This window comes from Nocardia sp. CWNU-33, assembly GCF_046764895.1.
In the GTDB taxonomy this organism is placed as follows: domain Bacteria; phylum Actinomycetota; class Actinomycetes; order Mycobacteriales; family Mycobacteriaceae; genus Nocardia.
In genome coordinates this window covers 1-24,545 of sequence record NZ_JBKOQN010000017.1, presented here as the reverse complement: position 1 = coordinate 24,545, position 24,545 = coordinate 1, and the positions used below count along the sequence as shown (strand labels likewise).

Below are 24,545 nucleotides of genomic sequence, written 5' to 3'. Positions count from 1 at the left end.
TAGGCTCGAGCTTTCACGCACAGTTCGTTGGCGGCATCGACGCTGAGCTTGCCGAGCGTCCGGAAGACTCCAGCGCCCGCAAGACTCTAGCCACGAAACGGAGACTGTGTGCCCAAGGTCAGTGACGATCACCTCGCCGCCCGGCGCAACCAGATCCTCGACGGCGCACGCAGCTGCTTCGCCGAATACGGTTACGACGGTGCCACGGTGCGCCGCCTCGAAGAGGCCACCGGGCTCTCACGTGGCGCGATATTCCATCACTTCCGTGACAAGGACGCCCTTTTCCTCGCGCTCGCGCAGGAAGACGCCGTGCGGATGGCCGATGTGGCGGCCCACCAGGGTCTGGTGCAGGTGATGCGGGACATGCTTGCCGACCCGAAGCAATTCAATTGGCTCGGAACACGTTTGGAGATCGCGCGCCGGTTGCGCACCGACGCCGAATTCCGAGCGAACTGGGAGCAGCGCTCGGAGGAGCTGACCGCCGCCACCCTGGCCCGCCTGGAGCGTCGCAAGGCGGAGGGCAGGCTGCGCGACGACGTCCCCACAGATGTCCTGCTCGGCTACCTGGACTTGGTCCTCGACGGCCTGATCGCCCGCATAGCCTCCGGCCACACCAATGAAAACCTTTCGGCGGTACTTGATCTCGTCGAAGCCTCGGTTCGCCGCAGGGAGTGACTTCCCGAACGGGCGTTCCCAGGCCATTGATCGGCTCGGACGGTGGCGGGTGACCAGCTGCAATGGCAGCTTCGGGTGCCACCGGCCGGGATTATGATCGGTAGGTCGGGGCTGCATTTCGCCGTTAGAGGTGGTGGACGCCATGAGCGCTTGCGATACGACACGGGGCCTCGCCGACTGCGAACATTCGGCGAACATCGGCGCATGCCGTGGACCTGCTCCCGCCGACGAGAGAGTGCGCGGTGTCCGATGACGGTATCGGGGGGACGCAACGCGACCTGAGGTTCGGCATCGTCGCAGAATTGGCCGAGGCCGGCTTCGACGCTGCCCGCGAAGTCGGCCGCGGCGGCTTCGGGGTCGTGTATCAGTGCATCGAGCAGGCTCTCGACCGCACGGTGGCGGTCAAGGTGCTATCGACGGAGGTCGACGACGACGGACGAGCTCGCTTCCTTCGCGAACAACGGGCTCTCGGCCGGTTCTCCGGACATCCGAACATCGTGCAGGTGCTGCGCGCCGACATCACCGCGACCGGCCGCCCGTTCATCGTGATGCCATTTCATCGCCGTGGATCCCTGGATACCCGTATTCGAGCCGACGGGCCGATCCCCTGGCAGGAGGTGCTGTCGATCGGTGTGAAGCTGGCGGGAGCGCTGGCCTCGGCCCATGCCTGTGGTGTGGTGCATCGTGACGTGAATCCGGCCAATGTCCTGGTAACCGACTACGGGGAGCCGCAGCTCGCGGACTTCGGAATCGCCCGCATCGGCGGTCTGTTCGAGACCGCGACGGGGCTGGTAGCCGGCACGCCGGCCTACACCGCTCCCGAAGTACTAAAGGGCGCAGCGCCATCGGTGGCCTCGGACGTCTACGGTCTCGGTGCGACACTGTTCTGCCTGCTCACCGGTCACGCTGCCTTCGCGAGACGAACCGGCGAGACGATGGTTGCGCAGTTCGTGCGGATCACCTCCGATCCGGTACCGGACCTGCGGGCACAGGGCGTGCCGCCGCTGCTGCACGCCGCCATCGACAGCGCGATGGCACCCGAGCCGACCGACCGGCCTGCCTCCGCACAGGACTTCGGAGAGCAACTGCGCAACATACAGTTCGCCTGCGGTCTTCCGGTCGACACGCCGGCCGTCCCGATCGGCGTCGAAACCACGCCCAGCGTGACGGCGCAAGCGGTTGCGCGCACGCCGCCGGCGCCACCGACGGCCGTGGCGACGCCGATGACCCGGTATCGGCCACGTACGTCGACACATCGACTTGTCGAACGCCCGGCGCTGCTGGAGCTGCTGCGGGCGGGCCAGTCGCGGCGGCTGGTGCTGATCCACGCGCCCGCCGGTTTCGGCAAGAGCACGCTGGCGACGCAATGGGCCGACGTCCTCGAGGCGGACGGATCCAGCGTCGCCTGGCTCACGGTGGACACCGACGACGACAATGTCGTGTGGTTCCTATCCCACCTCGTGGAGGCTGTGCGGCGCGTGCGTCCCGCGCTGGCCGCCGAGCTGGCCCAAATTCTCGAAGAACGCGCCAGCAATGCGACCAGGCATGTGATGACGATGCTCATCAACCAGATCCACGCCGGCGGTGAAACGGTCGCCGTGGTGATCGAGGATTGGCATCTGGTAACCAGTCCCGCGTCGATCGCGGCGATGGAGTTTCTGCTGGACAACGGCTGCCATCACCTGCGCATGATCGTCACCAGCCGAAACAGGACCGGACTCCCGCTCGGGCGGATGCGAGTGCAGGACGAACTTGTCGAGATCGACGAAAGTCAGCTCCGATTCGATGCCGCCGACACCGCGCGGCTACTCGCCGGTGTCGAGGGCGTCGAACTGGACGCCGACGACGTCGACAACCTGTGTCGATCGACCGAAGGATGGGCTGCCGCACTGCAGTTGGCCGCGTTGTCACTGCGCGGAAAGGACCGTCCTGGTAGTCATCTGGACGGAATTTCAGGTCAGCACTACGCCATCGGCGAATACCTGATGGAGAATGTGGTGGCGGATCTCGACCCCCCGGTCCTCGATTTCCTGATGCGGACCGCCGTCACCGCGACCATTTGTGGAGACCTCGCCGAGGCGCTCGCCGAGGTGTCTTCTGGACAGCAAATGCTCGAAGATCTGTACAAGCAGGATCTATTCCTGCGCAGCGTCGACGATGAGCTGCGCTGGTTCCGATATCACGGACTTTTCGCAGACTACTTGCGCCGCAGGCTGATTCGGCAACATCCCGGTCTGCTCCAACAATTGCACGCGACCGCGTCGATCTGGTTCGCCGAGCACGACATGCTCACCGAAGCAGTCGATCACGCGCTCGCGGCGGACGCGCCGGAGCGCGCGATGAGTCTGATCGAGGAGCATGCCGACGAGTTGATCGAGAACGCCATGATGGCCACGTTCCTCGGTCTCGTCGCGAAGTTGCCCACCGCACTCTGCCTCGGCAACCCCCGGCTGCAACTGTCGATAGCCTGGGCGACGATCGCATTGCAACGCGCCGCCGCGACCCGCACCGCACTGGAACAGGTCGACGCCGCGATCGCGGCGCTGCCCGCCGACGATGCGCTGGGCGGCGATCTTCGCGCCGAGGCTGCCGTGGCCCGCGCGGCCGAGTTGATGGTGATCGACAGATGCACCGATCTGCCGGACTACGTGACCGCGCGTGTGCAGGCACCGGTCCGGCCATTCTTCGCCAACGCCCTGGCTACTACCGCGGCGGCAATTGCTCTGTGTCACTTCGACTTCGACGGCGCCGCCCGATGGCACGAGTGGGCCGAGCCCTCTCGGACCCGCTCCACCGGCCCGTTCAACGCCGTGTACGGCCACTGCATCGCCGGCCTGGCCGCCTTCGATCATCTCGACATCGCGGACGCCGAGACGAGCTTCCGTACGGCGGTGCGACTTGCGCTCGAGACCGGCACCCAATCCCACGCCACCCGCCAGTCCACCGCACTGCTGGGAGATCTGCTGTATGAGACCGGGCAGTTCGTGGAGGCTCAGGAACTTCTCACACCCTGGCCCGGGATGGAAGGCGGCACCGTCGAGGTGCTGCTGGCCATCTACGGCACCGGAGCGCGCCTGGCGGCATTGCGCGGCGATCTCGACACCGCTCGAGCCCGACTCGACGAAGGGCAGCACATCGCCGAGCTCCGGAGCCTGCCCCGGGTGGCAGCCCGGATCCTCAACGAGCGGGTGCGCCACGGGCTGCCGATTCCACAGACCGATCGTGAGAAGCTCGAGCACCTCCCGACCTATCGTCGACAACCGGACGCGATCCTGGCCCTGACAGCGGAGCTCGAGCAGGACGCGGCCGTCCACCTACTGCTCGCCGAGAATTCCACCGACTCGATTCGGGCCGCCACCGCACGAGCCGAGCGACTGGTGCAGGTAATCCAGCGCCAGACACGGCCACGGGCACTACTGCACGCTCAACTCCGCTACGTCTGTTGTCTATCGGCGGCCGGACAGTCCGACCAGGCGGCGACACTGCTGGCTCCGCTGCTGCGCCGCTGCGCCGAACTCGGCTTGGTCCGTACCGTTGTCGACAGCGGACCCGCCATAGCACCGGTGCTGGAAACACTGGCCGAGGCCACCGATGAAAAGATGCGGCCGCCGCACTTGTTCCTGCGACAGGTATCGGCCGCCATCGATCAATCGCACCGGGTGTGAGCGCAGGCTCGCATTTCGGCACCATCGGCGCGCATCGGGCGCGCCACCATCAGGACGAGCATGAAAGTTGCTGCGTTGCTGAAGCATTCGGTGAACACCGCGGAGGAAGCCGGACAACAACTCGTCGACACGTACAAGATCATCGGCTCACCGGCCGATAACTATCCACTCGACGACAAGTGGCTCGAAGAGATCGGCGCGTTGAGCTTCCAGCGAGCTCACGACCCCGCGGGCAAGCTCCGGCAGCAGGCAGCCATGCTTGCGGCCCCGGATCGAAGAAAGGCGCTGGCCGCACTCCGGCTGCCGACACTGGTAATTGCATGGCACTGTCGATCCGATGATTCGACCGGACGGCGCACAAGCGACCGCCAAGGCCGTCCCTGGGGCGAAACTCGTCATGATGCCAGGCGCGTCGGGCACGGTGCGTTTCCCCGAGAGGTCTGGCCGATCATGATCGACAATATCTGCGCGATCGCCGAGTAGCCGGTCGCGACAGTGTGCGCCGCCGGGTCGGCGAACGCAGGTTCAGTAGTTGTCGTTGAGGTAGTCGGCGGCGTGGGTTGTCCAGAGGACGTCGGTGCCGGGCATGTTATGGCCCGAGTACAGGACGTGCTGGCCGTCCGGCCACGGGGTCAGATATCCGATGACCCCGTTCACGGCCGTGGCATACCGGCCGAGGTTGGCGATCGGGTCGTTCATCAGGAAGCTCAGCAGTTCGGCGAAGATCAGCGGCGCCACGTTGCCGATGCGGGCTCCTTCGACGAAGGAGAACGGCGATATCCCGACATCGATCACCCGCAGCGGCGAGTCCTGGGGCGACGAGGTGATGATGTCGCCGGGATTGGCATATTCACGCACGTCGAGGGCCGGCCAGGCGCCGCGCTGGCCGTGCAGTCCGTAGGTCGTTGCGGGGCAAAGATTTCCGACCGACTGACCGCGCTTGCGCAGTGGGTTCGCGATATTCACCGCGAAGGCGATCTCGAGGGGTGAGCCGTCGGCGTTGGTGTACTTGCCCGAACGCACACCTTCCAGAATCTTGCTCGCGCAGATGCCGCCGAGCGAATAACTCAGCAGCCCACAGACATTCGGCGAGTCCTGGATGGCCCGCACGCCAGCCGCGACGCCGCGACGGATCGAGGTCTTCAGTGACGGGCCCCAGAGCTCCGGCGTCGGTCCGATCGAGGCGGGCCAGTCCGGTTCGAAGCAGGTGAAGCGGTCGGCGTCGAGCAACTTGGTGACATCGTGGAGCATCCCCGTCGGCGTCCCGTTGGCGTTCCGCGGCTCGCCCGTGCCGCGGAGGGTGACGATATCAATCATCATGCTCTCCTTGTGCACCGCACTTCGGTGCGATAACACCAATATTGACTCATCAACCTCCCGCGCACCCGAGTAGTGAACTACCTCATTTCCCGCAGGTCACGCACCGGGTTCGAGGCTGCCGAGCAGGGTGCGCGCGATGCGGTCGAGTTCACGGCGGTCCGTGGCCGACAGCACCGACAGGATTCGAGTTTCGTTCTCCGTGTGTGCGGTGACCACCGTGTCGATGAGCTCGCGGCCCGAATCGGTGAGTGCGACACGGACGGCGCGCCGATCCTCGGCGTCGGCGATGCGCCGGACCAACCCGGCGGACTCGAGGCGATCGAGCCGTCCGGTCATACCAGCGCGCGACAGCATCAGCATGTCGGCGAGCACCGACGGGTTCAGTTCGAAGGGCTCCCCCGAACGGCGTAGTGCGGCAAGCACATCGAACTCACCCCGCTGCAGTCCGTGTGCGGTGAAGACCGCTTCGATCGCTCGTTGCGCAACCACGAGCAGCCGCCCGAGGCGACCGATCACGGCCATCGCGTCGAGCTCGAGGTCCGGTCGTTCCCGGCGCCACTGCTCGACGATCGCGTCGACGGGATCTTGCTTCATATCGGCCATGGACAAGATTCTATTCGTTGCGATATAGTTCGGTAGCGAATTATCAATGACCGAATCAGTTGGAGGACATCATGAACGACACCACCACCCGCAGCTTCGCCATCCGCCAGCCGCAGGACGCCGAGGTTCTGCGGACGGATTCGGTCACCATGCGACTGCTCATCGACTCGAGCGAAGCGGGTGGCGCGGTAAGCCACCTGGAGGTCAGCATGGATCGGGGCGCCGACGGGGCGGCCCCGCATTACCACACCAAGTCCGACGAACTCTTCTATGTCGCCGACGGCGAGCTGCAGGTGCTGGCAGGCGACGAGATCGTCACCGTCGGCGCCGGCGGATCGATCGTCGTGCCCAAGCTCATGCCGCACGCTTTCGGCGCCACCCCGGACAGCTCGGCACGAATTCTGATCGCCCTGATGCCCGCCGTCGAACGCTTCGGATACTTCCGACTGCTCGATCGGCTCGTCAAAGGCGAGGCGACCTTCGAGGAACTTGCCGCGTCCCAGGAAGAATTCGACAACCATTTCATCGACGCACCGGCCTGGTGGGCCGAGCGCAACGCCAACCGGCGTTGATTCCGGAACTCGCCGAGCGCGGACACCGACCAACAGGGCGATACCCGGATCACGCGATTGTGGCGAAGACATCAGCCAATATGGCAATAGTTCGCACCAGGCATGTAGTTTCCCCTAATGACGTTTTCCACACCAGTCGTTGTGCGCAGCTATGAGCTCGACACACGAGGCCATCTGAATCAGGCCGTGTACGTGCAATACGCCGAGCATGCCCGGTGGGAACTGATGCGCGCCGCCGGAGTGGGCCACGACAAGCTTCTGGCTTCCGGCGTCGGGCCGGTCGTGCTGGAGACCACCATCAAGTACCGACACGAGCTGCGCAGCGGCGACGAGGTGAGGATCACCTGCGAATTCGATTGGCAGCAGGGCAAAACCTTCCGCATCCGCCAGGAGATCCGCAAGCTCGACGGAACTGTCGCCGCCGAGGTTTCGGCAATCGGCGGCGTCATCGACCTCGCCGCGCGCAAGCTCGTCGAGGCTCCGGGTGAACGATTTCGCACTCTCGCCGAACGTCCGGGCCTACTCGGCCTCTGAACGAGCTTGCCGACGGGCAGGCCCGATCGGCTCGGCCGGATAGTTGCACGTTCAGCTGCACAGCCGCCAACACTCGGCAATACCACTAGGCATACCTAGGTATTCCGATAGCCTGCCGATTGCTGAACAATGTTCTCCGGCGCACCGAAAATCTTTCGGCTCAAGCGCATCCCACGCCGTATCCGGTTTGCCAGCCGCTGTGAAATCTTTCGATCCGAACCGATCGACGGCCTCTGCACGTTATGCTTCAGATCACGCTCGGGGGCCCTGGCAAATCGCGAGCAGATCGGAGAACACACTATGACCGACGCCATCCACCTTCCCGGTCCCGCGCCGACGGGAGATCGCGTTCCCGCATTGCAGGGCCTACTGGTGGCCGAGTCGGAACGCGCTATCACCGTCCGGGTCAACGAGGGCACCTGGACGTTCCGCAGGGACGACGTACTGCGGGTGCTCCCCGATCAGCACGCCACGAGTTCCGACGGTCGCCCGGTACTGGTCGACATTCGTCCCGGCGCCACCGCCGACTTCACCCGCCGCCTGCGCGTCGACCTCGTCGAACGCCCGATGACTATCGCGGCCGAGCCGTCACTCGCACTGGGAGATGAACTGCTGCAACAACTCACGGCGTCGTGGGCCGACTCGCTCGAGCTCGTCGACTGCCCGGGCGCCGGCAGCGCGACCTTCACCTATTGCCAGACGAAATCGTTCGAAAGTAGCGACGACGGCATCAACTGCGACAGTCTCGACTGAACGGGACCCCGCATGGCGGCAAGCCGTACAGGTTCGGTCCTGATCGTCACCGAATCCGATGATCTGCACGGCACCGCCATGGCGGCGACGTTGCGAGAACACCACGGGCTCAGCCCGATTCAACTCGACCTCCGCGACTTTCCGCGCGAATCCGGAAGTTTCCGGCTCGACCGGTTCGGCACTGCGCGATCACTGTCGCATCTGATCGGGATCGACGACGTGCGTTCGGTGTGGTGGCGACGCCCACACCCGACGCGGGTTCCGGTCGGCGTGCGCGCATCCGACGATGCCTACCGCCAAGCCGAGTGCGACGGGTTCATCCAAGGGCTGCTGTGGTCGATCCCGGCGAACTGGGTCAACGACCCCGGTGCCGACCGCACTGCCACCCGCAAGATCGTGCAGCTGCAGACCGCACAGCGAGCGGGATTCACCATCCCGGAGACCCTTATCACCAACGATCCGGACGAGGCGCGCAGTTTTGTCGAATCCCGTTCCGGCGCTGTCGTTTACAAGCGCACCGGAACCGGCCGCGCAGAATTCGCCGAGACCAGGATCATCACCCGGGGCGACTTCGGCAAGCTCGCAGGCATCCGCTCCGCGCCCACTACATTCCAGGATTACGTCCAAGCCGAGTGCGATCTGCGTGTCGCGTGGGTCGACGGTGTCGAATGGACGGTCCGGATCGACTCACAGGCCGGTGTCGGCCGGGTGGACTCGCGGTTGGACACCACCGTGGACTTCACCCGCGCCAATCTGCCCGCATCCGTCAGTAAGTCATTGGCCACCCTGATGGGCGCGCTCGGCCTGAGCTTCGGCGTCCTGGACCTGCGCCTCGGCGTCGACGGCGAGTACTACTTCCTCGAGGTCAACCCGCAGGGCCAGTTCGCCTACCTGGAGATCAAGACGGGGCTGCCGATCTTCCGTAGCCTCGGCAATCTCCTGGTGCATGGTGACGGCGCAGTGCCGGGGTACTGAGCACAGAGCGGTTCGAGACCGCTACGAGCTCTTCCGGCGGTTCGCGCCACCGCGGCTGCGGAGTTGCACATGCGACTCCACTAGCACGTTGTGGATGAAACCGTACGAACGTCCGGTAGACCGGGCCAGCGAACGAATGCTTGCGCCCGCCTCGTATTGCTTCTTCAACTGGGTTTGTAGCCGATCGCGTGACCTACCGGTGACGCGTGTGCCCCTACCCAATGGGGTCTTGACTTGCGTGGGCCTGTCGCTCATGGCTTCCTCCGAGTCGCCGAGCCGCGTGTATCCAGGCTAAGCACTCAGCGGGCCGTGATCAACAGATCCTTGTGATGGAAATCACGCGAGCTGAATCAGTTCCAGATAATCCTGGGACCAGTGGTCCTCGGTGCCGTCCGGAAGCAAGATCACACGCTCCGGATTCAGCGCCTCGGCCGCGCCGGGGTCGTGCGTGACGAGCACAACGGCGCCAGCGTAGCTACGCAATGCGTCCAGCACCTGCTCACGCGAGACAGGATCGAGGTTGTTGGTCGGCTCGTCGAGCAGCAGTACATTCGCCGCGGAAGACACCAGCCCGGCCAGCGCGAGGCGGGTCTTCTCACCACCGGACAGCGTTCCCGCGGGCTGATCCAGCTGCGGGCCGGTGAACATGAATGCGCCCAACAGGCTGCGCAGCTCCTGCTCCCCCGCGTCCGGCGACGCGTGCCGGATGTTCTCCCACACCGATGCGTTGTCGTCGAGCGTGTCGTGTTCCTGGGCGAAGTAGCCGATCTTCAGACCACGGCCTTCTTCGAGTCCCCCCGAATCCGGGGTCTCCACGCCCGCGAGCAGCCGCAGCAGCGTGGTCTTGCCCGCACCGTTGAGTCCGAGCACCACGACCCGACTGCCCTTGTCGATCGCGAACTCCACACCGGTAAAGATCTCCAGCGAGCCGTACACCTTGGTCAGGTTCTTCACCATCAGCGGCGTCTTGCCACAGGGCGCCGGCTCGGGGAACTTGATCCGCGCCACCTTGTCGGCGACCCGGATGTCATCGAGCTCCGCCATCAGCCGATCGGCACGCTTGGCCATATTCTGCGCCGCAGTGGCCTTGGTGGCCTTTGCGCCGAGTTTGGCGGCCTGTACGCGCAGTGCGCTCGCCTTCTTCTCGGCATTCGCACGTTCTCTGCGTCTGCGCTGTTCGTCGGTGGCGCGGGCGTCGAGATACTTCTTCCAGCCCATGTTGTAGATGTCGGCCTCGCCGCGCACCGCGTCCAGGAACCACACCTTGTTGACCACGTCGCCGAGCAATTCGACATCGTGGCTGATCACGATCAGTCCGCCGTCGTGGTTCTGCAGGAAGCCACGCAACCAGGTGATGGAGTCGGCGTCGAGGTGGTTGGTCGGCTCGTCGAGCAGCAGGATCGTGTCGGAGCGACCGCCGCTGCCGTCGGAGGCGGCAAACAGGATGCGCGCCAACTCGATTCGGCGGCGCTGGCCACCCGACAGGGTGCGCAGCGGCTGGCCGAGCACGCGGTCGGGCAGGCCGAGGCTGTTGCAGATCCGCGCGGCCTCGCTCTCGGCGACATAACCGCCGAGCGACGAGAAACGCTCCTCCAGCCGTCCGTATTTGCGCACAGCTTTGTCGCGTTCGGCATCGTCGACCACCTCGGCCATCAGCGCCTGCTGTTTTTCCATGTCGCGCAGCAATGCGTCGAGTCCGCGCGCGGAAAGGACGCGATCGCGGGCGAGCACGTCCAGGTTGCCCTCGCGCGGGTCCTGCGGCAGGTAGCCGATATCGGTGGATCGCAGGATTTTCCCGGCGTAGGGTTCGCCCTCACCTGCCAGAATGCGCAGTGTGGTGGTCTTGCCCGCGCCATTGCGCCCGACCAGTCCGATCCGGTCGCCGGCCTGCACCCGCAGTGCCGGCCCCGGGGCCGACAACAGGGTGCGGACTCCGGCCCGGACCTCCAGGTCCGTCGCGGTGATCACAGGCTTCTCCTCACGGATACATGGTGCTGGTCGTTAGCTGCTCGATTGTGCGACGAGATCAGCGCAAGAACCACCGATTTTACCTGCCCCGGGAGACCACTCTTACACCCAGCGAGCCCGGTGTGACCGCGGTAACGTTCCGGGACCTTTCCAACGCCGGCCGACCCCGTCGGCCTACCCCCTACTTCCATCCGGCGCGGATGACGAAATATTCGGCGGGCCGGGGGTGGATGTCATGGAAGCGTGTAGGTCGTTTCGATGTGTGCCAACCACCGGAACCGCGATCAGCCGCTGTGCGTGGCCACCGCGCCTGCCGTCGACGGCAGGAATTGTGTATTTCCTTGCCGCCCTGAAGAATTGGGAACCTGTTCCCATAAATGAGGACGTGACCACCGGCGGAACGATCACAATCGCTAATGGAACAGCGGCGTCAAAGGAGCGAGTCGATGAAGCCTGAGGCTTGGGGAGGCCGTGGTGACTAGCAGCGAGTTGCCACAGCTGAGCACGGACCTCGACGCCGCTACCGACGACGAGCCGACTACCGACCAGCCCGCTGCGCCGGGACAGCCCCCGCCGGAACGACAGTCGGACGTCGTAGCGAAAACGGCTCTGGCACTGGCAAATCTGGGTCGGAATCTGTCCGGGGCCACGGCACCGCCGAATCCATCCGGGGCCACAGCACCGCCGAGTTCCGCCCCACCGTGGCACGGGTTGCCGTCACTGCGCCCCACCCCCGCCGTCGGCACCGGCGCGGCACCGGCGACGCCTGCCGCCAGTACGACCGCGCCTGCGGTGCCCGCGCAACCTTCGGTTACGCAGACACCCCCACCGGCCAGCACACCCGCCGCCGCGGCACCGGCATCGATGGGGCTCGATCCCGAGATGCTCGCGCAGCTCGCGCCGACCGCGGGCTCGGCGGCGCTGTCCGCACTGCCGATGCTGGCCTCGGTGCTGGCAGGACTGTCCAATAACGACTCCGGATCCTCCGTCGCCGCGGCTCCCGCAGTCGACGCCACCGGTGCCGGCCTGACCCCCGAGGCTCAACAAGCGCTCGCAGCGTTGGAGAAATTGGCAGTCCTGTATGGCGAGGAAGACGGTGACACCGCCTCGAACACCGGCAGCCTGGCGACTCGACCCGGCGCGGTCAAGGGCTCGGGCGCCACCGCAACGGCCCTCCGAGCGCGGTCCATGTTCCAGAAGAATGCAGCGACGGCGTTCAATACCCTCGACAATGGACTCGCGCGACACCTGGTAGGCCTGGCCGGATCCAACACAGTCGACAAAAAAGCTATTCTTCGGATCATTCGTGAGGTCAATGTGGAATTGGCCGAGCTCGGTCCGAACGCCTACACCAAGGCCGGGCAGCGGAAAGTGCACCAAATACTGACCGCCGCACTGCAAAAAGCCCAGACGATCGTCGGCAGCGGTCAAGCGAACGCCTCCGAAACCGCCACGGCGGTCAACCAGCTCACCAACCAGTACCTCAATGGCATAGTCGGAAGGCAGACAGCAATCAGCGGCACCGGGCAGCCGGGCGACGGACGTGCCAGGCTACCGCTGGACCCCGGCAATTACCGGGTCAGTTCCGGCTACGGCCCCCGAAACGGCGACCACCACGGCGGTATCGACCTTGCGGCCGCCGCGGGCACCCCGATCTACGCCGCTACCGGTGGCACCGTGATTCAAGCAGGCAACAGTGGCAGCGGCTACGGCTATCACGTGCGGATTCGGTCTGCGGACGGCACCGAGACCATCTACGCCCACCAAACCGCAGGCAGCATCCGGGTGCGAGTGGGCGATCAGATTCCCGCAGGAACAGTGATCGGCGCAGTCGGATCGACCGGCAACTCCACCGGCAACCACCTGCACTACGAGGTTCGCCGGAACGGCCAGGCGGTGGATCCTCGCGGTTACCTGGCCGCCAACGGGCTACAAGTATGAGTGCGGTGCTGCACCGATCCCGGAACGCAGCGACGGTGGCACCGAGCATCCACGATCGTCGTGCGCCGAGAACAGCGAATCTCGACCAGGCTCGGCGGCGGGACGGTCACGTTCTGCTCGCGGCCGACCGCGACCGGCTCAGGCCGGGGCGGCCTCCCACGCGAACCCGTCCGGGTCGGTGAAGGGCCCGGTATTGCCGCCGATGACGATCCGGTGCGACCCGGTGCCCTCCGGAGGGACGCCGGCATCCTTGGCGGCGGCACGGCGCCCGTAGAGCGCCAGCTTGACAGAAGCCTGCGGGGTGTCGAACTCGACGTACTTGCTGCCGAAGCTCTTTGCCACGGCCAAGCCGCGGTCGACGTAGAACTGCTTGGTCGCCTTGACGTCGTCGACCCCGAGGAGCACCACGAAATCGTCGACCTCCCGGGTGGCCGGGCCGGTGTTCTTCTTCGATGACGTCGCGACCTTCCAGATCGCCCCGTCCGGGGCCTGGACGACACCGCCATAGCCCCAGAAGCTCTTCTTGGCCGGCTTCAGCGTCGTCGCACCTGCGTCGAGCGCGGTGCCGATGAGGTTGTCGACGGTGCTCGGCTGAGACACCACGAGCGACAGGATGAAGCCACGAAAGCCGGTCGTCGGCGTCTCCGAGGCGCGGACGCGTACTTTGTCGCCGAGACCGAACGCGGCGACGTAGAAGGCCGCGGCGGCCGCGGGGTCGGGCACCTCCAAGGTGACGGACTCGATAGAGGTCTGGTGAGCAGTGATGTCCATGGCAGTCACGCTAGTTGCTGCTCGGTAGCCTGTGCTTCTCGATTCCTGATCGGTTTCGCCATGCACGGCAACATCCCCTCCGCCGGCCGCGTGGAGCCGGATAAGCGCCAGCAGGTACATCGACCAGTTCGCATAGCCGAAAACGCGGTCGTTCCCCGGGTGCCCTGGCCGGTTATCGGATCCCGACCACCACGCGGTCGTCACCGTACTGCCACACGATTCCGGCTTCGGCGAAGCCCGCCTCGTACGCGAAGGCGAGGTAGTCGTGGACGGTGGGCCGGTCGTGAACCTTGTGGGCGAATCCCCCGTCGCGCAGGCGGACCAGGTCGGCGAGTTCGGGAGCGCGGTCGACCGCTGCCCACCACGCCTCCCAGTCCTCCAGACCCGCGGTTCCCACTCGCTGGGCCCGGCGTGCGGTCATGGCTTTACCCAGTGCGTCCAGTCGCGGGCCGGTCGCCCCCTCGTAGAGATGGTCCCCGTCGATGAACAGACCACCGGGTGCGAGCGTCCCCGCGCAAGCCCGGATCAGCGCGCGGAGCGGTTCGCGGTTCATCCAATGCAGAGCGGTGGTGCTCACGAAAGCATCGGGCGCTCGATGCAATTGGAGTCTGTCGAGCCAATCGCGCTCGCGCAGATCGGCGTTCACCGTACGGAATCGCGGTGACCCCAGGGTCATCTCGGCCAACGTCAACAGGAGTGGATCCGCGTCCACGCCGACGATGGTGGCGGCGGGCATTCGCGTGAGCAGCCGGTCCGACAGCGTTCCCGGCCCGACGCCGAGGTCGACGATCAACGGGTCCGTCCGGTCGACGAGTTCGGCCAGAACATCACCGATAGCTTCGAACCGCTGTTCGCGATCGGGCATGTAGTGCTCCTGCTGGCGATCCCACCGGCCGATCCAGTACCACGCTCGCGAAATATCAAGCTTGCTGGTCGTCACACGAATCCTCCTCGAATGTAAGGTATTTCGCGCATCCTGCGATAGCCGCCGCCCAGCCCTCCCCGGTCGACGTGGTCCGAGGCCCCAGCATAAAGTGCGCCGAGCTCAATAACCGACCATTTAGTCCGGTTCGAAGCGAAAGGCTTCCCCGACCGCTTCCAGACCCGGCACATCTGTCGATCGCGCCGCGAGCACGTACATTTCGCCGAGCATCGGCACGCCGCTGTCGCGCTACAACCCAGCCATGTGTTGCAATCCCACGACCCCGCTTGGCCCCGACTAGCGATATCGACCCGCCGGTTCAGCTATCGCGCGGCGTGTTTGCAGGCTGGACACAGTCCGTGCAGAGTCAGTCCGGCGTTAGCAGCGAGTTCGAACCGGCTGCCGCGACTGGCGTGATCCAGCGCGGTTGCCAGTCGTTCGGCGGGGACTTCGATCACCGCCGCGCACCGTGTGCAGACGGCATGGTGGTGGGGTCGCACGGTCAGCCCGTAGCTCGCGGCCCTTTCCCCGACAGTGAGCACGTGCAGGGCGCCGATCTCGACCATCCGCGCAAGCGTGCGATACACCGTGGTCAGGTCGACGAGTTCCCGTCGTTCGGTGAGTCGTGCGACGATCTCCTGCGCATTGAGGTGCCCTCCGGAGGGATCGCTGGTCAGCACCGACATCACCGCCAAACGCGGTGCGGTGCACCGTAACCCGTGACTGCGCAGGATCGATCGTGCGTGCTCGACCGCTGGGTCGCTGGACGTATCCGCGGTGGGCATCGGCCCGGTGTCATGGTCTATGCCGGTATCGCCCACCAGTGGCGAGGTAGTTGTCGCCGAATGGTCGACCTCGTTCATGGTGCACCTCGTTCGCCACGGAACTACATTCCTCTCATAACGCTACTGTCTGCGTATGAATGCAGATGATCGGGTAATGCGGTTGCCTGATGATCAAGCCTGTTGGTCGTCGAGGTGTTGCGGGATGCTCGCCGACTCGACGCACATTCAGATCCTGTGGGCTCTGGTCGATGCCGAACTATCGGTGAACGATCTCGCCGACCATGTCGGTGAGCCGGCACCGCTGGGGTATCGACGTACTGGACGCGGTATACAACGCCCAACATGCCGGACTGGGCATTCCCGGACATCAGCGCGGCGTGCTGGTATGCATGCATTGCCGTAGAACCCACTCGAAACAGAAAAGGAACCGGGATATGACCGACGAACACTCCCACGTCGAGCCCCATGCCCACGCACACAGTCACGGCACCCTGACCCATACCCACGCCCACAGCGCACACGAGCATGGCCACCTCGAACACGAGCACACCCATACCCATGACGGAGTCGAGCATTCGCATCGCCATGTGCATCAAAGCGATATGCCCGATGATCACTCACACACCCACAACTGAGCCGGAGGGCGGTCAACCGGGCTGCTGGACGACCGGCAATCGGGTGTGCGCGTGGATGAGATTGGCTTCGAGCAGTAGTTCCCGGTCGGCGAGGGCGGCGGCCGGTGTGGTCTCAGCAAGGATCGTGTGGTCCTCGCCGAAAACGATGCATCGATCGGCGAGTCGATCCAAGCTGTCGAGGTCATGGGTGGCGAGCACGATCGTTTTGCCCGCTTCGGCGAGGTCCTCGATCAGCTCGGTCAGCCACTCGCTGGTGCGTGGATCGAGCGCGGCGGTCGGCTCGTCGAACAGCAACACTTCCGGGTTCATGACCAGGACGGTGCCGATCGCGACACGTTTCTTCTGCCCTCCCGAGAGTTGGAACGGCGCCCGGTCGGCGGTGTCGGCGATGCCGAGCAGGGCAAGGACGTCCTCGACCCGGGCCGCGGCTGCACCGCGGTCCAGACCGAGCTGCAGTGGACCGAAGGCGAGCTCGTCGCGCACCGTCGGCGAGAAGACCTGCGCGTCGCTGTTCTGGAAAACGAAGCCCATCCGCGACCGAAAGCCCATGTTCATCTGCTCATCTTCCAGGGCGTCCTCGGTGACGGGTGCGCCGAAGGCGGTATAGGTCCCGCTCTCGGGAAATACCAAGCCGTCCAATATCTTCAGCAGCGTGGACTTGCCGCAGCCGTTCGCTCCGATCAGCGCGACCTTCTCCCCCGCCGCGACCTTCAGTGATACGCCGGAGAGAGCCTCGAACTTTCCGAGATAGCGATATCGCAGGTCTGTGCACTCCAGGACGGGCTCGCCGCCCGAGGACAGCTGACACGACTGGGATTCCTCATCGGGTGATGACATGCTCACCCACCAACAGTGCCGCGCCGGACACCGCGACAGCGAGGGCATAGAGCAGGTCGATCCGCGAGGGCCGCGGTTGGGCAAGGACTTTGGCATCTCCGCGATAGCCGCGCGCGACCATCGCCTGGTGTACCTCTTCCGACATCGCCATCGACTTACCGATCATCGCGCCAGCAGTGGCGAAGACGAATCGACGCGCATATTTGTCGTGCTTCTCGGCGCCGACCGTGCGCGCCTTGCGCGCCTGATACATATCGGTGACCGTGGCGAGCAGTAGGAACAAGTAACGATAGGCCATCCCGATGATCAAGATGAACACGCGCGGGACACCGAGAGTTCGCAGTGACGCAAGCAATCGAGTCCATGGCGTAGTCAGCGTCAGCAGCACGACCGAACTGATCGAGGACGCCACGCGAGCCACGACCAACAGGGCCGACATCAGACCTTGCCGGGTGATCCCTTTTGCTCGGCCGTGCCAATGCCAGAGAGTCACGATCACCTCGCCGTCGGTGACCACACTCAGCGTCGCGGGGATCAGGACGATCCCGGTAAAGATCGGGACGAACAGCCACACTCGCTTGACGAAGAATCCGACCGGCACCGCACTACACGCGGCCAGAACCAGCGTCGCGGCGTACAACACCATCAGCGCTGCAATGGTGTGCAGGAACGCCCCGACCAGCAGCAACCCGAACAGTGTGACGATCTTGACCCGGGCATCGATGCGTTGCAGTAAACCGTGCTGGGCGGCGGTGTCGTCGCTGAACATCACCTGCCGCAATAGATCCGCACCGCCGGTGAGCGTCTTCTCGATGTAGGACCCCTTGCGGCGCTTGCCGATACACCCGCAGGGGCACAACGCGACATCGCGAGTGAGCAACCAGTCCGGGGCGGATGCCGGACGCGGATCGGTGGATGCGGTCGTGGTCATGAGCCGGTGTCGGCCGAGCTGCGCGCGGGTTCGGTCCGATTGTCGATCGAACCCCGTAAGCCGAGAGCGCGCAGACCGAAAGCGATGAGGTAGACTGCCGCTCCGACGACGACGATCCCGACCACGGCCGACACCAGGTAGCCGATATTGGGGTGGGAACCGTTCGAGAATCCGTAGTTGCCGAGCAATGTGTGGTTCCAGAACCCGGCGTACTTCGCGAGCCCCGTCGGCACCGTGTCGAGCCCGAGATCGCCGAGATCCAGGTCCTCTGGCGAATCTTCGCCGAAGGCGCCTCCCGGCGCCAGCAGACCCAGTGGCGTCAGCAGCACCAGCACCGCCATCACCGACAGTGCTACCGCGACCGGACGCAGTTTCGGTTTCGGCGCCACGATGTCTGCCGCATCGACGGGCACTCCCGGATTGTTGACTTGCAGGAGCGGGATATTGGCCTGCTGCAGATACGCGACGACGCCACCGGCCAGCGCGGCCTCGGCGAACCCCGCGATCAGCAGATGGGCAAGCAGCATCGCAGGCAACGTTTGCGAGAGATGGTAGGGCGAATACAGCGGCGTGCCCGAGGCATCGTGGAACAGATCGGGCTGTATGCCGAGTTCGATGCCGACACAGATCGCGGCGGCGTTGAGGCCGACGTAGCCGCCGATCGCGGCAGCGACGACCCGACGCCACGAGGTCAGAACGCTTCCCCTGGCGAGCAACCGATAGATCCCGTAGGCGACGAACGGCAACACGACGCCCATGTTGAACACGTTGACGCCGAAAGCAAGTACGCCGCCGTCGCCGAACAACAGCGCTTGAAAGGCCAGCGCGACGGTCACGGCTATCAGCGCGGCCCACGGCCCCAATAGCACCGCGATCAACACGCCGCCGACCGCGTGCGCGGTGGTGCCGTCCGGGATCGGAATGTTGAACATCATCACCAGAAACGACACCGCAGACAGCATCGCCAGCGTGGGGACCTGCCTGGTCTTGACGACGTTCTTGACCCGCTGTGCCGCCACCGCGGCGATCGGAACCGCCACCACATAACCCACCGCGCAGGTCGCCGGCGATAGATACCCGTCAGGAATGTGCATCGAAACTCCTCGAGGAGATCTATCTGCAAGTAACTGGCATCAACGGTAAACCTCGGACACAGCACAGACCAGCACATCGCACGAATCGTCGCCGAGCGGAGATACCCGGAATAACCAGACCTACCACCGACATCTACGCCCTCGATGGCGAACCTCGGCTCCTGCTCCAGGACTATCGTTGTTGGACAGCAGAATTCGAGCCGCCATCGACCGCCGAGTTCCATCGCCGGTTGAATCGACGACCTGCCGGGCATGGTGCGATCACCCGAGACGGCCGCTGGAGGAAGAATCCGCTACACGCAGTGTGCGAATTCTCCTGACATAGCATCTTGTTCGGCCTGCGTCATCCACCGTTGATGGCGCATCGCCGGGTTCCGCACCCGTGCCGCAGTGTTGCTCTAGTGCGGCGATGCCATCGCGGGGACAGGCGGGGGGTGGCGCGGCTCGGGATAACGCGGGTACGAGGTTTTGTACAGAAACGCCCGCCGCTTGGCTTCGAACCCGAGACTGTCGGCGAACAGGTTGCGCGCCATCTCGCCGAGTTCCTCGAATTCGTAGGCATCCAACGGCTTGTCGGCCAAATCGCGGGCCAGACGCCCGCGTGTGCGCTTCATCGTCGACAACCACCGCTCGGGCTGGACATACTCACTGGCCAGCGCAGTGAGCCAGTCGTCGAACCCGATATCGGCGCCGACGTGATCGACGAACCCGATATCGAGAGCCTCGAGGGCGTCGATCGGTTCGGCGGCCTCGAGTAGCCAGTGCGCGGTGTCGGCGCCGACGCGACGCGGCAGGGTGTAGGAATGCAACTCGGAGCCGCCCAAACCCATTGTGCGGTAGTGCGCGTCGATGACCGAGTGGCCGGTGGCGACCACAACATCAGCAGACAGCGGCAGCATTGCTCCACCCGCCCCTGCCGACGTCATCGCCACCACCGACAGCTGGCGGCAGAACAAGATCTCGCGGCACAGCGCGTTGATCGCGCGGATGGTCCGCCACGCCTGTTGCGCCGGTTCAGGCGAGATCTCGATCTCGCCCAAATGGAGTCCGTTGCTGAACACCGCGTGCCCGCGCCCGCGCACCACCAGCACCTTGGTGTCTTGACGCGCTGCGGCTCGGATCGCGAAAGTCAGCCGACGGCAGAGACTTTCGGTCATTCCGCCGTTGTACGAATCGAATTCCACCGCGCCGATTTCGCCGACCGGGCCGAAGCGCCGATAGGTGATGTCGGTGAACTGCCCGGCGTCGCCTGCCGCCGCAGCAATTGTGTTCGGGATCGTGCCGAGGACTATCCCGGCCCGTGCGAGCGCGGCGGTGGACGGGGCTTTGCACGACCAGCGATCACCGAGATCAATGCTCAGATGGCCTACCCAAATGCTGGTGCCCCCACCGCAGGCCACTTCGACCGCATGATGGCGACGACCGAGCAAGGTCCCCGGCGCCGCGTCGAGCCCATTGCGGCCGGGGTGTGCGTCGTAGAGCCGCACGGGCCGCTGCGCCAGCGTCGAAACCACGCCCGGCGCACCGTCGGCGGCGTGGATGTGGCGCAGAATCTGCTCGGGATCGGATGCCCAATCGAAGGCCCGGTCGCTCTGGCGCATCAACCGCCGCGCCCTCGCATGCGAGATCGGGCGATGGGCATTTTCCTGATCGAGTGGACGGAAATGTGGGTCGGCGGCCTTGTCGGCAACCTCCAGAATGCACTCGATGGCGGCATTCGCCACGTGCCCGTTGTACACGAGCGATTTACGGAGACGCGGCAGTGTGAAAGTCCTTGTCGCCCAGATAGGTCCACTGTCGAACGTACCAACCGCGGAGAGTGCTGTTACACCCCACAACGGCTCGTCCTCGCTGATAGCCCAGTCGAGACTGCTGCCTCCGCGATCACCCACCGGGCCTGGGTGGATAACGACGGTAGGCCATCGCGTATACACCGATTCCGGAATGCGGACAGTTAAGAATGGACAGATCACCACGTCGGAGTCGCATGTTTCGACGGCTTTTTCGATATCGCCGCTGGTGGTCACCACCGCTGTACGCACCATACGTCCGGATCGGCGCAACGCCAGCCCGGCGCGCCTGGTCAGGCCGTTGTCGGCACTGCTCACAAGGAGAATACGCTGCTGCACTCTCGACCCTCTCGCTACGCCCGCATCCGAACCAGCGGTGCCAGAATCCGAATCGAAAACCACTTGTGCGAACTATCGAGCTCACCACCCTCAGAGGTCGACGCACTTCCCCGATTCGTGTGCACACACATATTGTGCATACAGAATGTGAAAAACCAGGCTATTGACGACCTACCAGTCGGACCGGCCACCGTAAATACCGAAGCGCCTTTCTTCTGATCGGGCAGCGCGGCGAGGCCACTCAACGGACACCCTGTGATCACCGATGCGGGGTGGTTCCCGGGAAGACGGACCCGGCCGGACAGTCGGCCTCGGGACCGCGCTCCCCATCTTGCAAACCGCTCGTCGCACCCCAGCGGAGCTTTCACCACCACAACTAAGACGAGGTCGGCACCATGCCTGAGAACAACCCGTCCCCGACGTCCTCCGGCGCATCGTCGTCGGCGTCCTACGACAACTCGTCGTCCATGGCGGGCCGGCTGGCCCAGAACAGCATCTTCGAACGATTCGCCCGCGCGGGCTTCGTCGTGAGTGGCATCGTGCACCTGATCATCGGCTACATCGCCATCCGCATCGCCCTCGGCGGCGCAGCCGGCACCGCCGACCAATCCTGGGCCATGACGGAACTGGCCAGCAAACCGGGTGGCATCGTCGGCCTGTGGGTGGGCGTCGTCGCGTTTCTGCTGATGGCGCTGTGGCGGCTCGCCGAAGTGGCACTCGGCAGCTCGTCCAAACCCCAGGCCGACAGCAAGAAGTCCGAAGCGATCGATCGCGTCAAGGCGTTTGCCCTGGCAGTGGTCTATTTCGCCTTCGCTGTCTCCGCGTTCGGATTCGCCCGCGGCCGCGACACGTCCAGCAGCGGCCAGAGTGCGGGGATCACCGCCCGCCTGATGCACACCACCGCCGGCACGATCGCCCTCATTGCAGGCGCGCTGATCATCATCGCGATCGGCGGCTACCACGCCTACAAAGGAGTGAGCCAGAACTTCCTCGAAGACCTCGAGGGCACCACCAGCGACCTGGTACGCAGGCTGGGCACGGTCGGATACATCGCGAAAGGGCTGGCCATCGCCGCCATCGGATTGCTGGTGATCCTCGCCGTCAGTCGATCCGAGCCCGACAAAGCCGTCGGACTCGACGGCGCCTTCAAAACCGTTGGGGCTCAACCCTACGGAGTAGCCCTCCTCGTAGTGTCCGGCCTGGGCATCATCACCTACGGCCTCTACAGCTTCGCCATGGCCCGATACGCCAAGATGTAGTCGGGCACAGCCCCAAGCAGCGGCGGCGAGTTCGTCCGGATCAGCATCCGCGACGTTGGGCAGCGCTGCTCGAGCAGCGGGCCGCACGCGCAGGACACCTGCCACCGCGGCGAGAACGCGCAACGGGGGCTATCCGCAAGAGGACCGGCTGGAAAACGCAGGCCGGGCACCTTCGAAGAAAGGGGCTCGCACCATGAGCGCTGTAGACAAGGCACAGAACAAGGCCGAGAAAATCGCCGGCAAGGCCAAGGAAAAGTTCGGCGAGGCCACCGACGACAAGAACAAGCGTCGAGTCAGTTGCGGAAGGCGTCCTTGACCTTCTCGCCCGCATCCTTCAGGTCGGACTTGGCTTGATCGGCCTTGCCCTCGTGCTGCTACTGGGCGTCTCGGCAGTCGCCGACGTTCTGAGCGCCTCGGTCGTCGGTGATCACTCCCCCTCTACTCCAGCCGATGCCCGCTTTCCTGAGTGCAGTTCGCAGAATCATCCGGTCGTCGCCCCCTGCACCGTTGTTTGGTGGCGCAAATCCGTGCAGCTGATCACAAGGCTCGTCGAGCATGTCGAGCGCCGCGGTGGCGCGACCTTGACCTACACCACCCCCCCAGCGTCGTCGAACTGGCCGAGGCGTTGAGCACGATCACCGGACAACCCCATCCCGTCACGCGCGCCGTGCGACACCCACCAGCGCCCGAGAACGAGAAGTCACACGCGGTAACGGATGGCGCTATGAGCCCGCGGACAGAGCGAAATCGCTCAGATCATGTGACTGAGGTAACCGTCGAACACAATGTCGATGCGGATCCGCAGGGCTCGCGTTGCCCTATCCCCGCGCTGCCACACATCACCGATACCCGCCCACGCCTCGCCGACTCGGCTCTCCAGGTGGTCGGCGTGGCTGACGCGGACATTCTCGCGCCCGTGATCCCAAGGGCCACACCCGTGTGCCCACCGAACTCGATGATGCCGCCTGCATCGAGGTCGGCACGCAGCCGCATGGGTCTGACAGTGCCTCCGATCCATCACGCGAACACCGTGCCCGCGCCGAGGGCCTACTACGGACTCCGCGCAGTCGATAGCAGCGGACGAGTCACAGCCAAGGAGGTCCTGGACACGCTGCGCTGGCGGGCCAACGATCGCCTCGAGTGGTGGCTCGTTCACGGCCTGGTCGTCGTCGGCGGCGCCGACAGCACTCTTCGGGACCGAGGCATCACACGTGGCGGCAGGCTCGGCATCGACACGCAGGGCAACGTACGGCTGTCCATGCGCCTGCGTCGCGTCGCCGCCATCTCTTCCGGCAGCCGCATACTGCTCGTCGCCCGCCCCCGCGAGAAAACGCTGGTGATCTTCCCTTCGCCTGTGCTCGACGACGTCGCCGTTCGGTGCATGGCTGAGCGCGGTATCGGGGGGGAATCATGACCGCCGCGACAACGACCGACAAGATCGCCACTGCGGCAGCAGTGCTGCAGAGCCTCGGTGTGTCAGCGCGGGACCTGCTGCACGCTGCTCCACACCGACCACAGGTTCCGACCTTCAGCGAGTATGTGCCGGTTGTCTACAACGCTATGCCGGACACCGTGACCCGTGACAGCTATATGGCCTATTGGAGGAAGGTCTTGGCCGTATGGGGCGACCGCCGAATCGACGCGCCAACGGTCTCGGAATTCAAGCACCTCACGGCGACTTTGGTCAGCACTAGGGTGGTGCGACGCAGCGACCGCGGCGGGCATAGCACCAAGGAACACTTCTTCCACGCAATCCGATGCCTGTATCGGTTCGCTGTCGACGACGGACACATCGCTGCCACAGAAGATCCGTCCGCCAAGCTGGAGAAACCCCGACCTCGTCCGTCGAACCGGAGAGCACTTCCCGCCGATCTACTCGAAGAGATATGTCGGGTCGCCGTCGTCACCAGCGACGACCCCGAACTCGACAGCCTCATCCTCCGCCTGCACATCGAGACCGCCTGCCGTCTGGAGGGAGCCCTCAATCTGCGCCTGCAAGATCTCGACCCGACACAGTGCTTGATCCGGCTACGTGAAAAAGGAGACAAGGGGACTGCTGCACGGATAGGTGACAACCGAGTTGGCTTGCCCCTCGGGCAGGCTGAAAGGATGTCATCGTGCCCAAGCCCTATCCCCGCGAGTTCCGCGACGATGTCGTGCGCGTCGCCCGCAACCG

At 64.9% G+C, this 24,545-nt stretch carries 23 protein-coding genes and 2 pseudogenes; 13 read left to right on the top strand and 12 right to left on the bottom strand.

Going from position 1 to position 24,545, the window contains the following annotated elements; genetic code table 11:
- Positions 1-108 precede the first annotated feature (108 nt).
- The 3 genes from ACLMAL_RS22605 to ACLMAL_RS22595 all read left to right on the top strand — a co-directional run bounded on the left by ACLMAL_RS22605 (position 109) and on the right by ACLMAL_RS22595 (position 4,823).
- On the top strand, positions 109-675 hold the full coding sequence (locus ACLMAL_RS22605; RefSeq protein ID WP_328402734.1) for a TetR/AcrR family transcriptional regulator: 567 nt from the start codon (positions 109-111) through the stop codon (positions 673-675).
- Between the two features lie 242 nt (positions 676-917).
- Positions 918-4,340, top strand: a complete 3,423-nt coding sequence (locus tag ACLMAL_RS22600; RefSeq protein ID WP_412000895.1) for a protein kinase domain-containing protein — start codon at positions 918-920, stop codon at positions 4,338-4,340.
- 60 nt (positions 4,341-4,400) lie between these two features.
- Positions 4,401-4,823: a hypothetical protein gene (locus tag ACLMAL_RS22595; protein ID WP_412000894.1), complete on the top strand. Its 423-nt coding sequence runs from the start codon at positions 4,401-4,403 to the stop codon at positions 4,821-4,823.
- 42 nt (positions 4,824-4,865) lie between these two features.
- Here ACLMAL_RS22595 and ACLMAL_RS22590 read toward each other — a convergent pair whose 3' ends face one another.
- A complete protein-coding gene (locus ACLMAL_RS22590; protein WP_412000893.1) occupies positions 4,866-5,657 on the bottom strand; it encodes a hypothetical protein in 792 nt (263 codons plus the stop codon).
- 99 nt (positions 5,658-5,756) lie between these two features.
- The gene (locus tag ACLMAL_RS22585) at positions 5,757-6,263 is read right to left on the bottom strand and encodes a MarR family winged helix-turn-helix transcriptional regulator (RefSeq protein WP_412000892.1); all 507 of its coding nucleotides are present in this window, start codon (positions 6,261-6,263) and stop codon (positions 5,757-5,759) included.
- Between the two features lie 71 nt (positions 6,264-6,334).
- On the opposite strand from ACLMAL_RS22585, the gene ACLMAL_RS22580 reads away from it, so the two are divergent.
- The 4 genes from ACLMAL_RS22580 (at position 6,335) to ACLMAL_RS22565 (ending at position 9,097) form a co-directional block, all read left to right on the top strand.
- Positions 6,335-6,835, top strand: coding sequence for a cupin domain-containing protein (locus tag ACLMAL_RS22580; protein ID WP_412000891.1), 501 nt, complete (start codon positions 6,335-6,337; stop codon positions 6,833-6,835).
- A gap of 117 nt (positions 6,836-6,952) precedes the next feature.
- A complete protein-coding gene (locus ACLMAL_RS22575) occupies positions 6,953-7,369 on the top strand; it encodes an acyl-CoA thioesterase (protein ID WP_412000890.1) in 417 nt (138 codons plus the stop codon).
- A 300-nt stretch (positions 7,370-7,669) separates the two neighbouring features.
- Positions 7,670-8,122: a hypothetical protein gene (locus tag ACLMAL_RS22570; protein ID WP_328402746.1), complete on the top strand. Its 453-nt coding sequence runs from the start codon at positions 7,670-7,672 to the stop codon at positions 8,120-8,122.
- A 12-nt stretch (positions 8,123-8,134) separates the two neighbouring features.
- Complete coding sequence (locus ACLMAL_RS22565) at positions 8,135-9,097, top strand: hypothetical protein (RefSeq protein ID WP_412000889.1); 963 nt, start codon at positions 8,135-8,137, stop codon at positions 9,095-9,097.
- 21 nt (positions 9,098-9,118) lie between these two features.
- Here ACLMAL_RS22565 and ACLMAL_RS22560 read toward each other — a convergent pair whose 3' ends face one another.
- Positions 9,119-9,352, bottom strand: coding sequence for a helix-turn-helix domain-containing protein (locus tag ACLMAL_RS22560; RefSeq protein ID WP_328402750.1), 234 nt, complete (start codon positions 9,350-9,352; stop codon positions 9,119-9,121).
- Between the two features lie 81 nt (positions 9,353-9,433).
- Positions 9,434-11,065, bottom strand: coding sequence for an ABC-F family ATP-binding cassette domain-containing protein (locus ACLMAL_RS22555; RefSeq protein WP_406230956.1), 1,632 nt, complete (start codon positions 11,063-11,065; stop codon positions 9,434-9,436).
- Positions 11,066-11,539: 474 nt separating this feature from the next.
- Here ACLMAL_RS22555 and ACLMAL_RS22550 point away from each other — a divergent pair, with 474 nt between their 5' ends.
- Positions 11,540-13,006, top strand: coding sequence for a peptidoglycan DD-metalloendopeptidase family protein (locus ACLMAL_RS22550; protein ID WP_412000888.1), 1,467 nt, complete (start codon positions 11,540-11,542; stop codon positions 13,004-13,006).
- 138 nt (positions 13,007-13,144) lie between these two features.
- Here the strand turns inward: ACLMAL_RS22550 and ACLMAL_RS22545 are convergent, their stop codons facing one another.
- The 3 genes from ACLMAL_RS22545 to ACLMAL_RS22535 all read right to left on the bottom strand — a co-directional run bounded on the left by ACLMAL_RS22545 (position 13,145) and on the right by ACLMAL_RS22535 (position 15,562).
- The gene (locus ACLMAL_RS22545; RefSeq protein ID WP_412000887.1) at positions 13,145-13,777 is read right to left on the bottom strand and encodes a glyoxalase; all 633 of its coding nucleotides are present in this window, start codon (positions 13,775-13,777) and stop codon (positions 13,145-13,147) included.
- 172 nt (positions 13,778-13,949) lie between these two features.
- Positions 13,950-14,717 carry a class I SAM-dependent methyltransferase gene (locus ACLMAL_RS22540; protein ID WP_412000886.1) on the bottom strand — a complete coding sequence of 256 codons (768 nt, stop codon included), beginning with the start codon at positions 14,715-14,717 and terminating at the stop codon, positions 13,950-13,952.
- A 305-nt stretch (positions 14,718-15,022) separates the two neighbouring features.
- Positions 15,023-15,562: a Fur family transcriptional regulator gene (locus ACLMAL_RS22535; RefSeq protein ID WP_412000885.1), complete on the bottom strand. Its 540-nt coding sequence runs from the start codon at positions 15,560-15,562 to the stop codon at positions 15,023-15,025.
- Positions 15,563-15,918: 356 nt separating this feature from the next.
- Between ACLMAL_RS22535 and ACLMAL_RS22530 the strand changes: the two genes are divergently transcribed.
- Positions 15,919-16,119, top strand: a complete 201-nt coding sequence (locus tag ACLMAL_RS22530) for a zinc transporter Slc39a7 (protein ID WP_406230962.1) — start codon at positions 15,919-15,921, stop codon at positions 16,117-16,119.
- A gap of 12 nt (positions 16,120-16,131) precedes the next feature.
- Here ACLMAL_RS22530 and ACLMAL_RS22525 read toward each other — a convergent pair whose 3' ends face one another.
- The 4 genes from ACLMAL_RS22525 to ACLMAL_RS22510 all read right to left on the bottom strand — a co-directional run bounded on the left by ACLMAL_RS22525 (position 16,132) and on the right by ACLMAL_RS22510 (position 20,705).
- Entirely contained in the window at positions 16,132-16,956 is an 825-nt protein-coding gene (locus tag ACLMAL_RS22525) for an energy-coupling factor ABC transporter ATP-binding protein (protein ID WP_412000884.1), read from the bottom strand.
- Positions 16,940-17,887 carry a cobalt ECF transporter T component CbiQ gene (gene cbiQ / locus ACLMAL_RS22520; protein ID WP_412000883.1) on the bottom strand — a complete coding sequence of 316 codons (948 nt, stop codon included), beginning with the start codon at positions 17,885-17,887 and terminating at the stop codon, positions 16,940-16,942. Before cbiQ ends, ACLMAL_RS22525 begins: the two co-directional genes overlap by 17 nt.
- Positions 17,884-18,981: a cobalt transporter CbiM gene (gene cbiM / locus ACLMAL_RS22515; protein ID WP_412000882.1), complete on the bottom strand. Its 1,098-nt coding sequence runs from the start codon at positions 18,979-18,981 to the stop codon at positions 17,884-17,886. Before cbiM ends, cbiQ begins: the two co-directional genes overlap by 4 nt.
- Positions 18,982-19,379: 398 nt before the next feature.
- Positions 19,380-20,705, bottom strand: a complete 1,326-nt coding sequence (locus ACLMAL_RS22510) for an enoyl-CoA hydratase-related protein (protein WP_412000881.1) — start codon at positions 20,703-20,705, stop codon at positions 19,380-19,382.
- Positions 20,706-21,577: 872 nt separating this feature from the next.
- On the opposite strand from ACLMAL_RS22510, the gene ACLMAL_RS22505 reads away from it, so the two are divergent.
- Together ACLMAL_RS22505 and ACLMAL_RS22500 are read left to right on the top strand one after the other, a co-directional pair.
- The gene (locus ACLMAL_RS22505; protein WP_412000994.1) at positions 21,578-22,369 is read left to right on the top strand and encodes a DUF1206 domain-containing protein; all 792 of its coding nucleotides are present in this window, start codon (positions 21,578-21,580) and stop codon (positions 22,367-22,369) included.
- A gap of 193 nt (positions 22,370-22,562) precedes the next feature.
- Positions 22,563-22,685 carry a hypothetical protein gene (locus tag ACLMAL_RS22500; protein WP_412000880.1) on the top strand — a complete coding sequence of 41 codons (123 nt, stop codon included), beginning with the start codon at positions 22,563-22,565 and terminating at the stop codon, positions 22,683-22,685.
- On the opposite strand, the pseudogene ACLMAL_RS22495 reads toward ACLMAL_RS22500, so the two are convergent.
- Positions 22,663-22,743 (bottom strand): annotated as a pseudogene (locus tag ACLMAL_RS22495) (CsbD family protein); the annotation flags it as partial. The gene ACLMAL_RS22500 and the pseudogene ACLMAL_RS22495 sit on opposite strands and share 23 nt — an antisense overlap.
- Positions 22,744-23,129: 386 nt before the next feature.
- On the opposite strand from ACLMAL_RS22495, the gene ACLMAL_RS22490 reads away from it, so the two are divergent.
- On the top strand, positions 23,130-23,783 hold the full coding sequence (locus tag ACLMAL_RS22490) for a hypothetical protein (protein WP_412000879.1): 654 nt from the start codon (positions 23,130-23,132) through the stop codon (positions 23,781-23,783).
- A pseudogene (locus ACLMAL_RS22485) lies at positions 23,780-24,545 on the top strand (hypothetical protein); the annotation flags it as partial. The gene ACLMAL_RS22490 and the pseudogene ACLMAL_RS22485, both read left to right, overlap by 4 nt.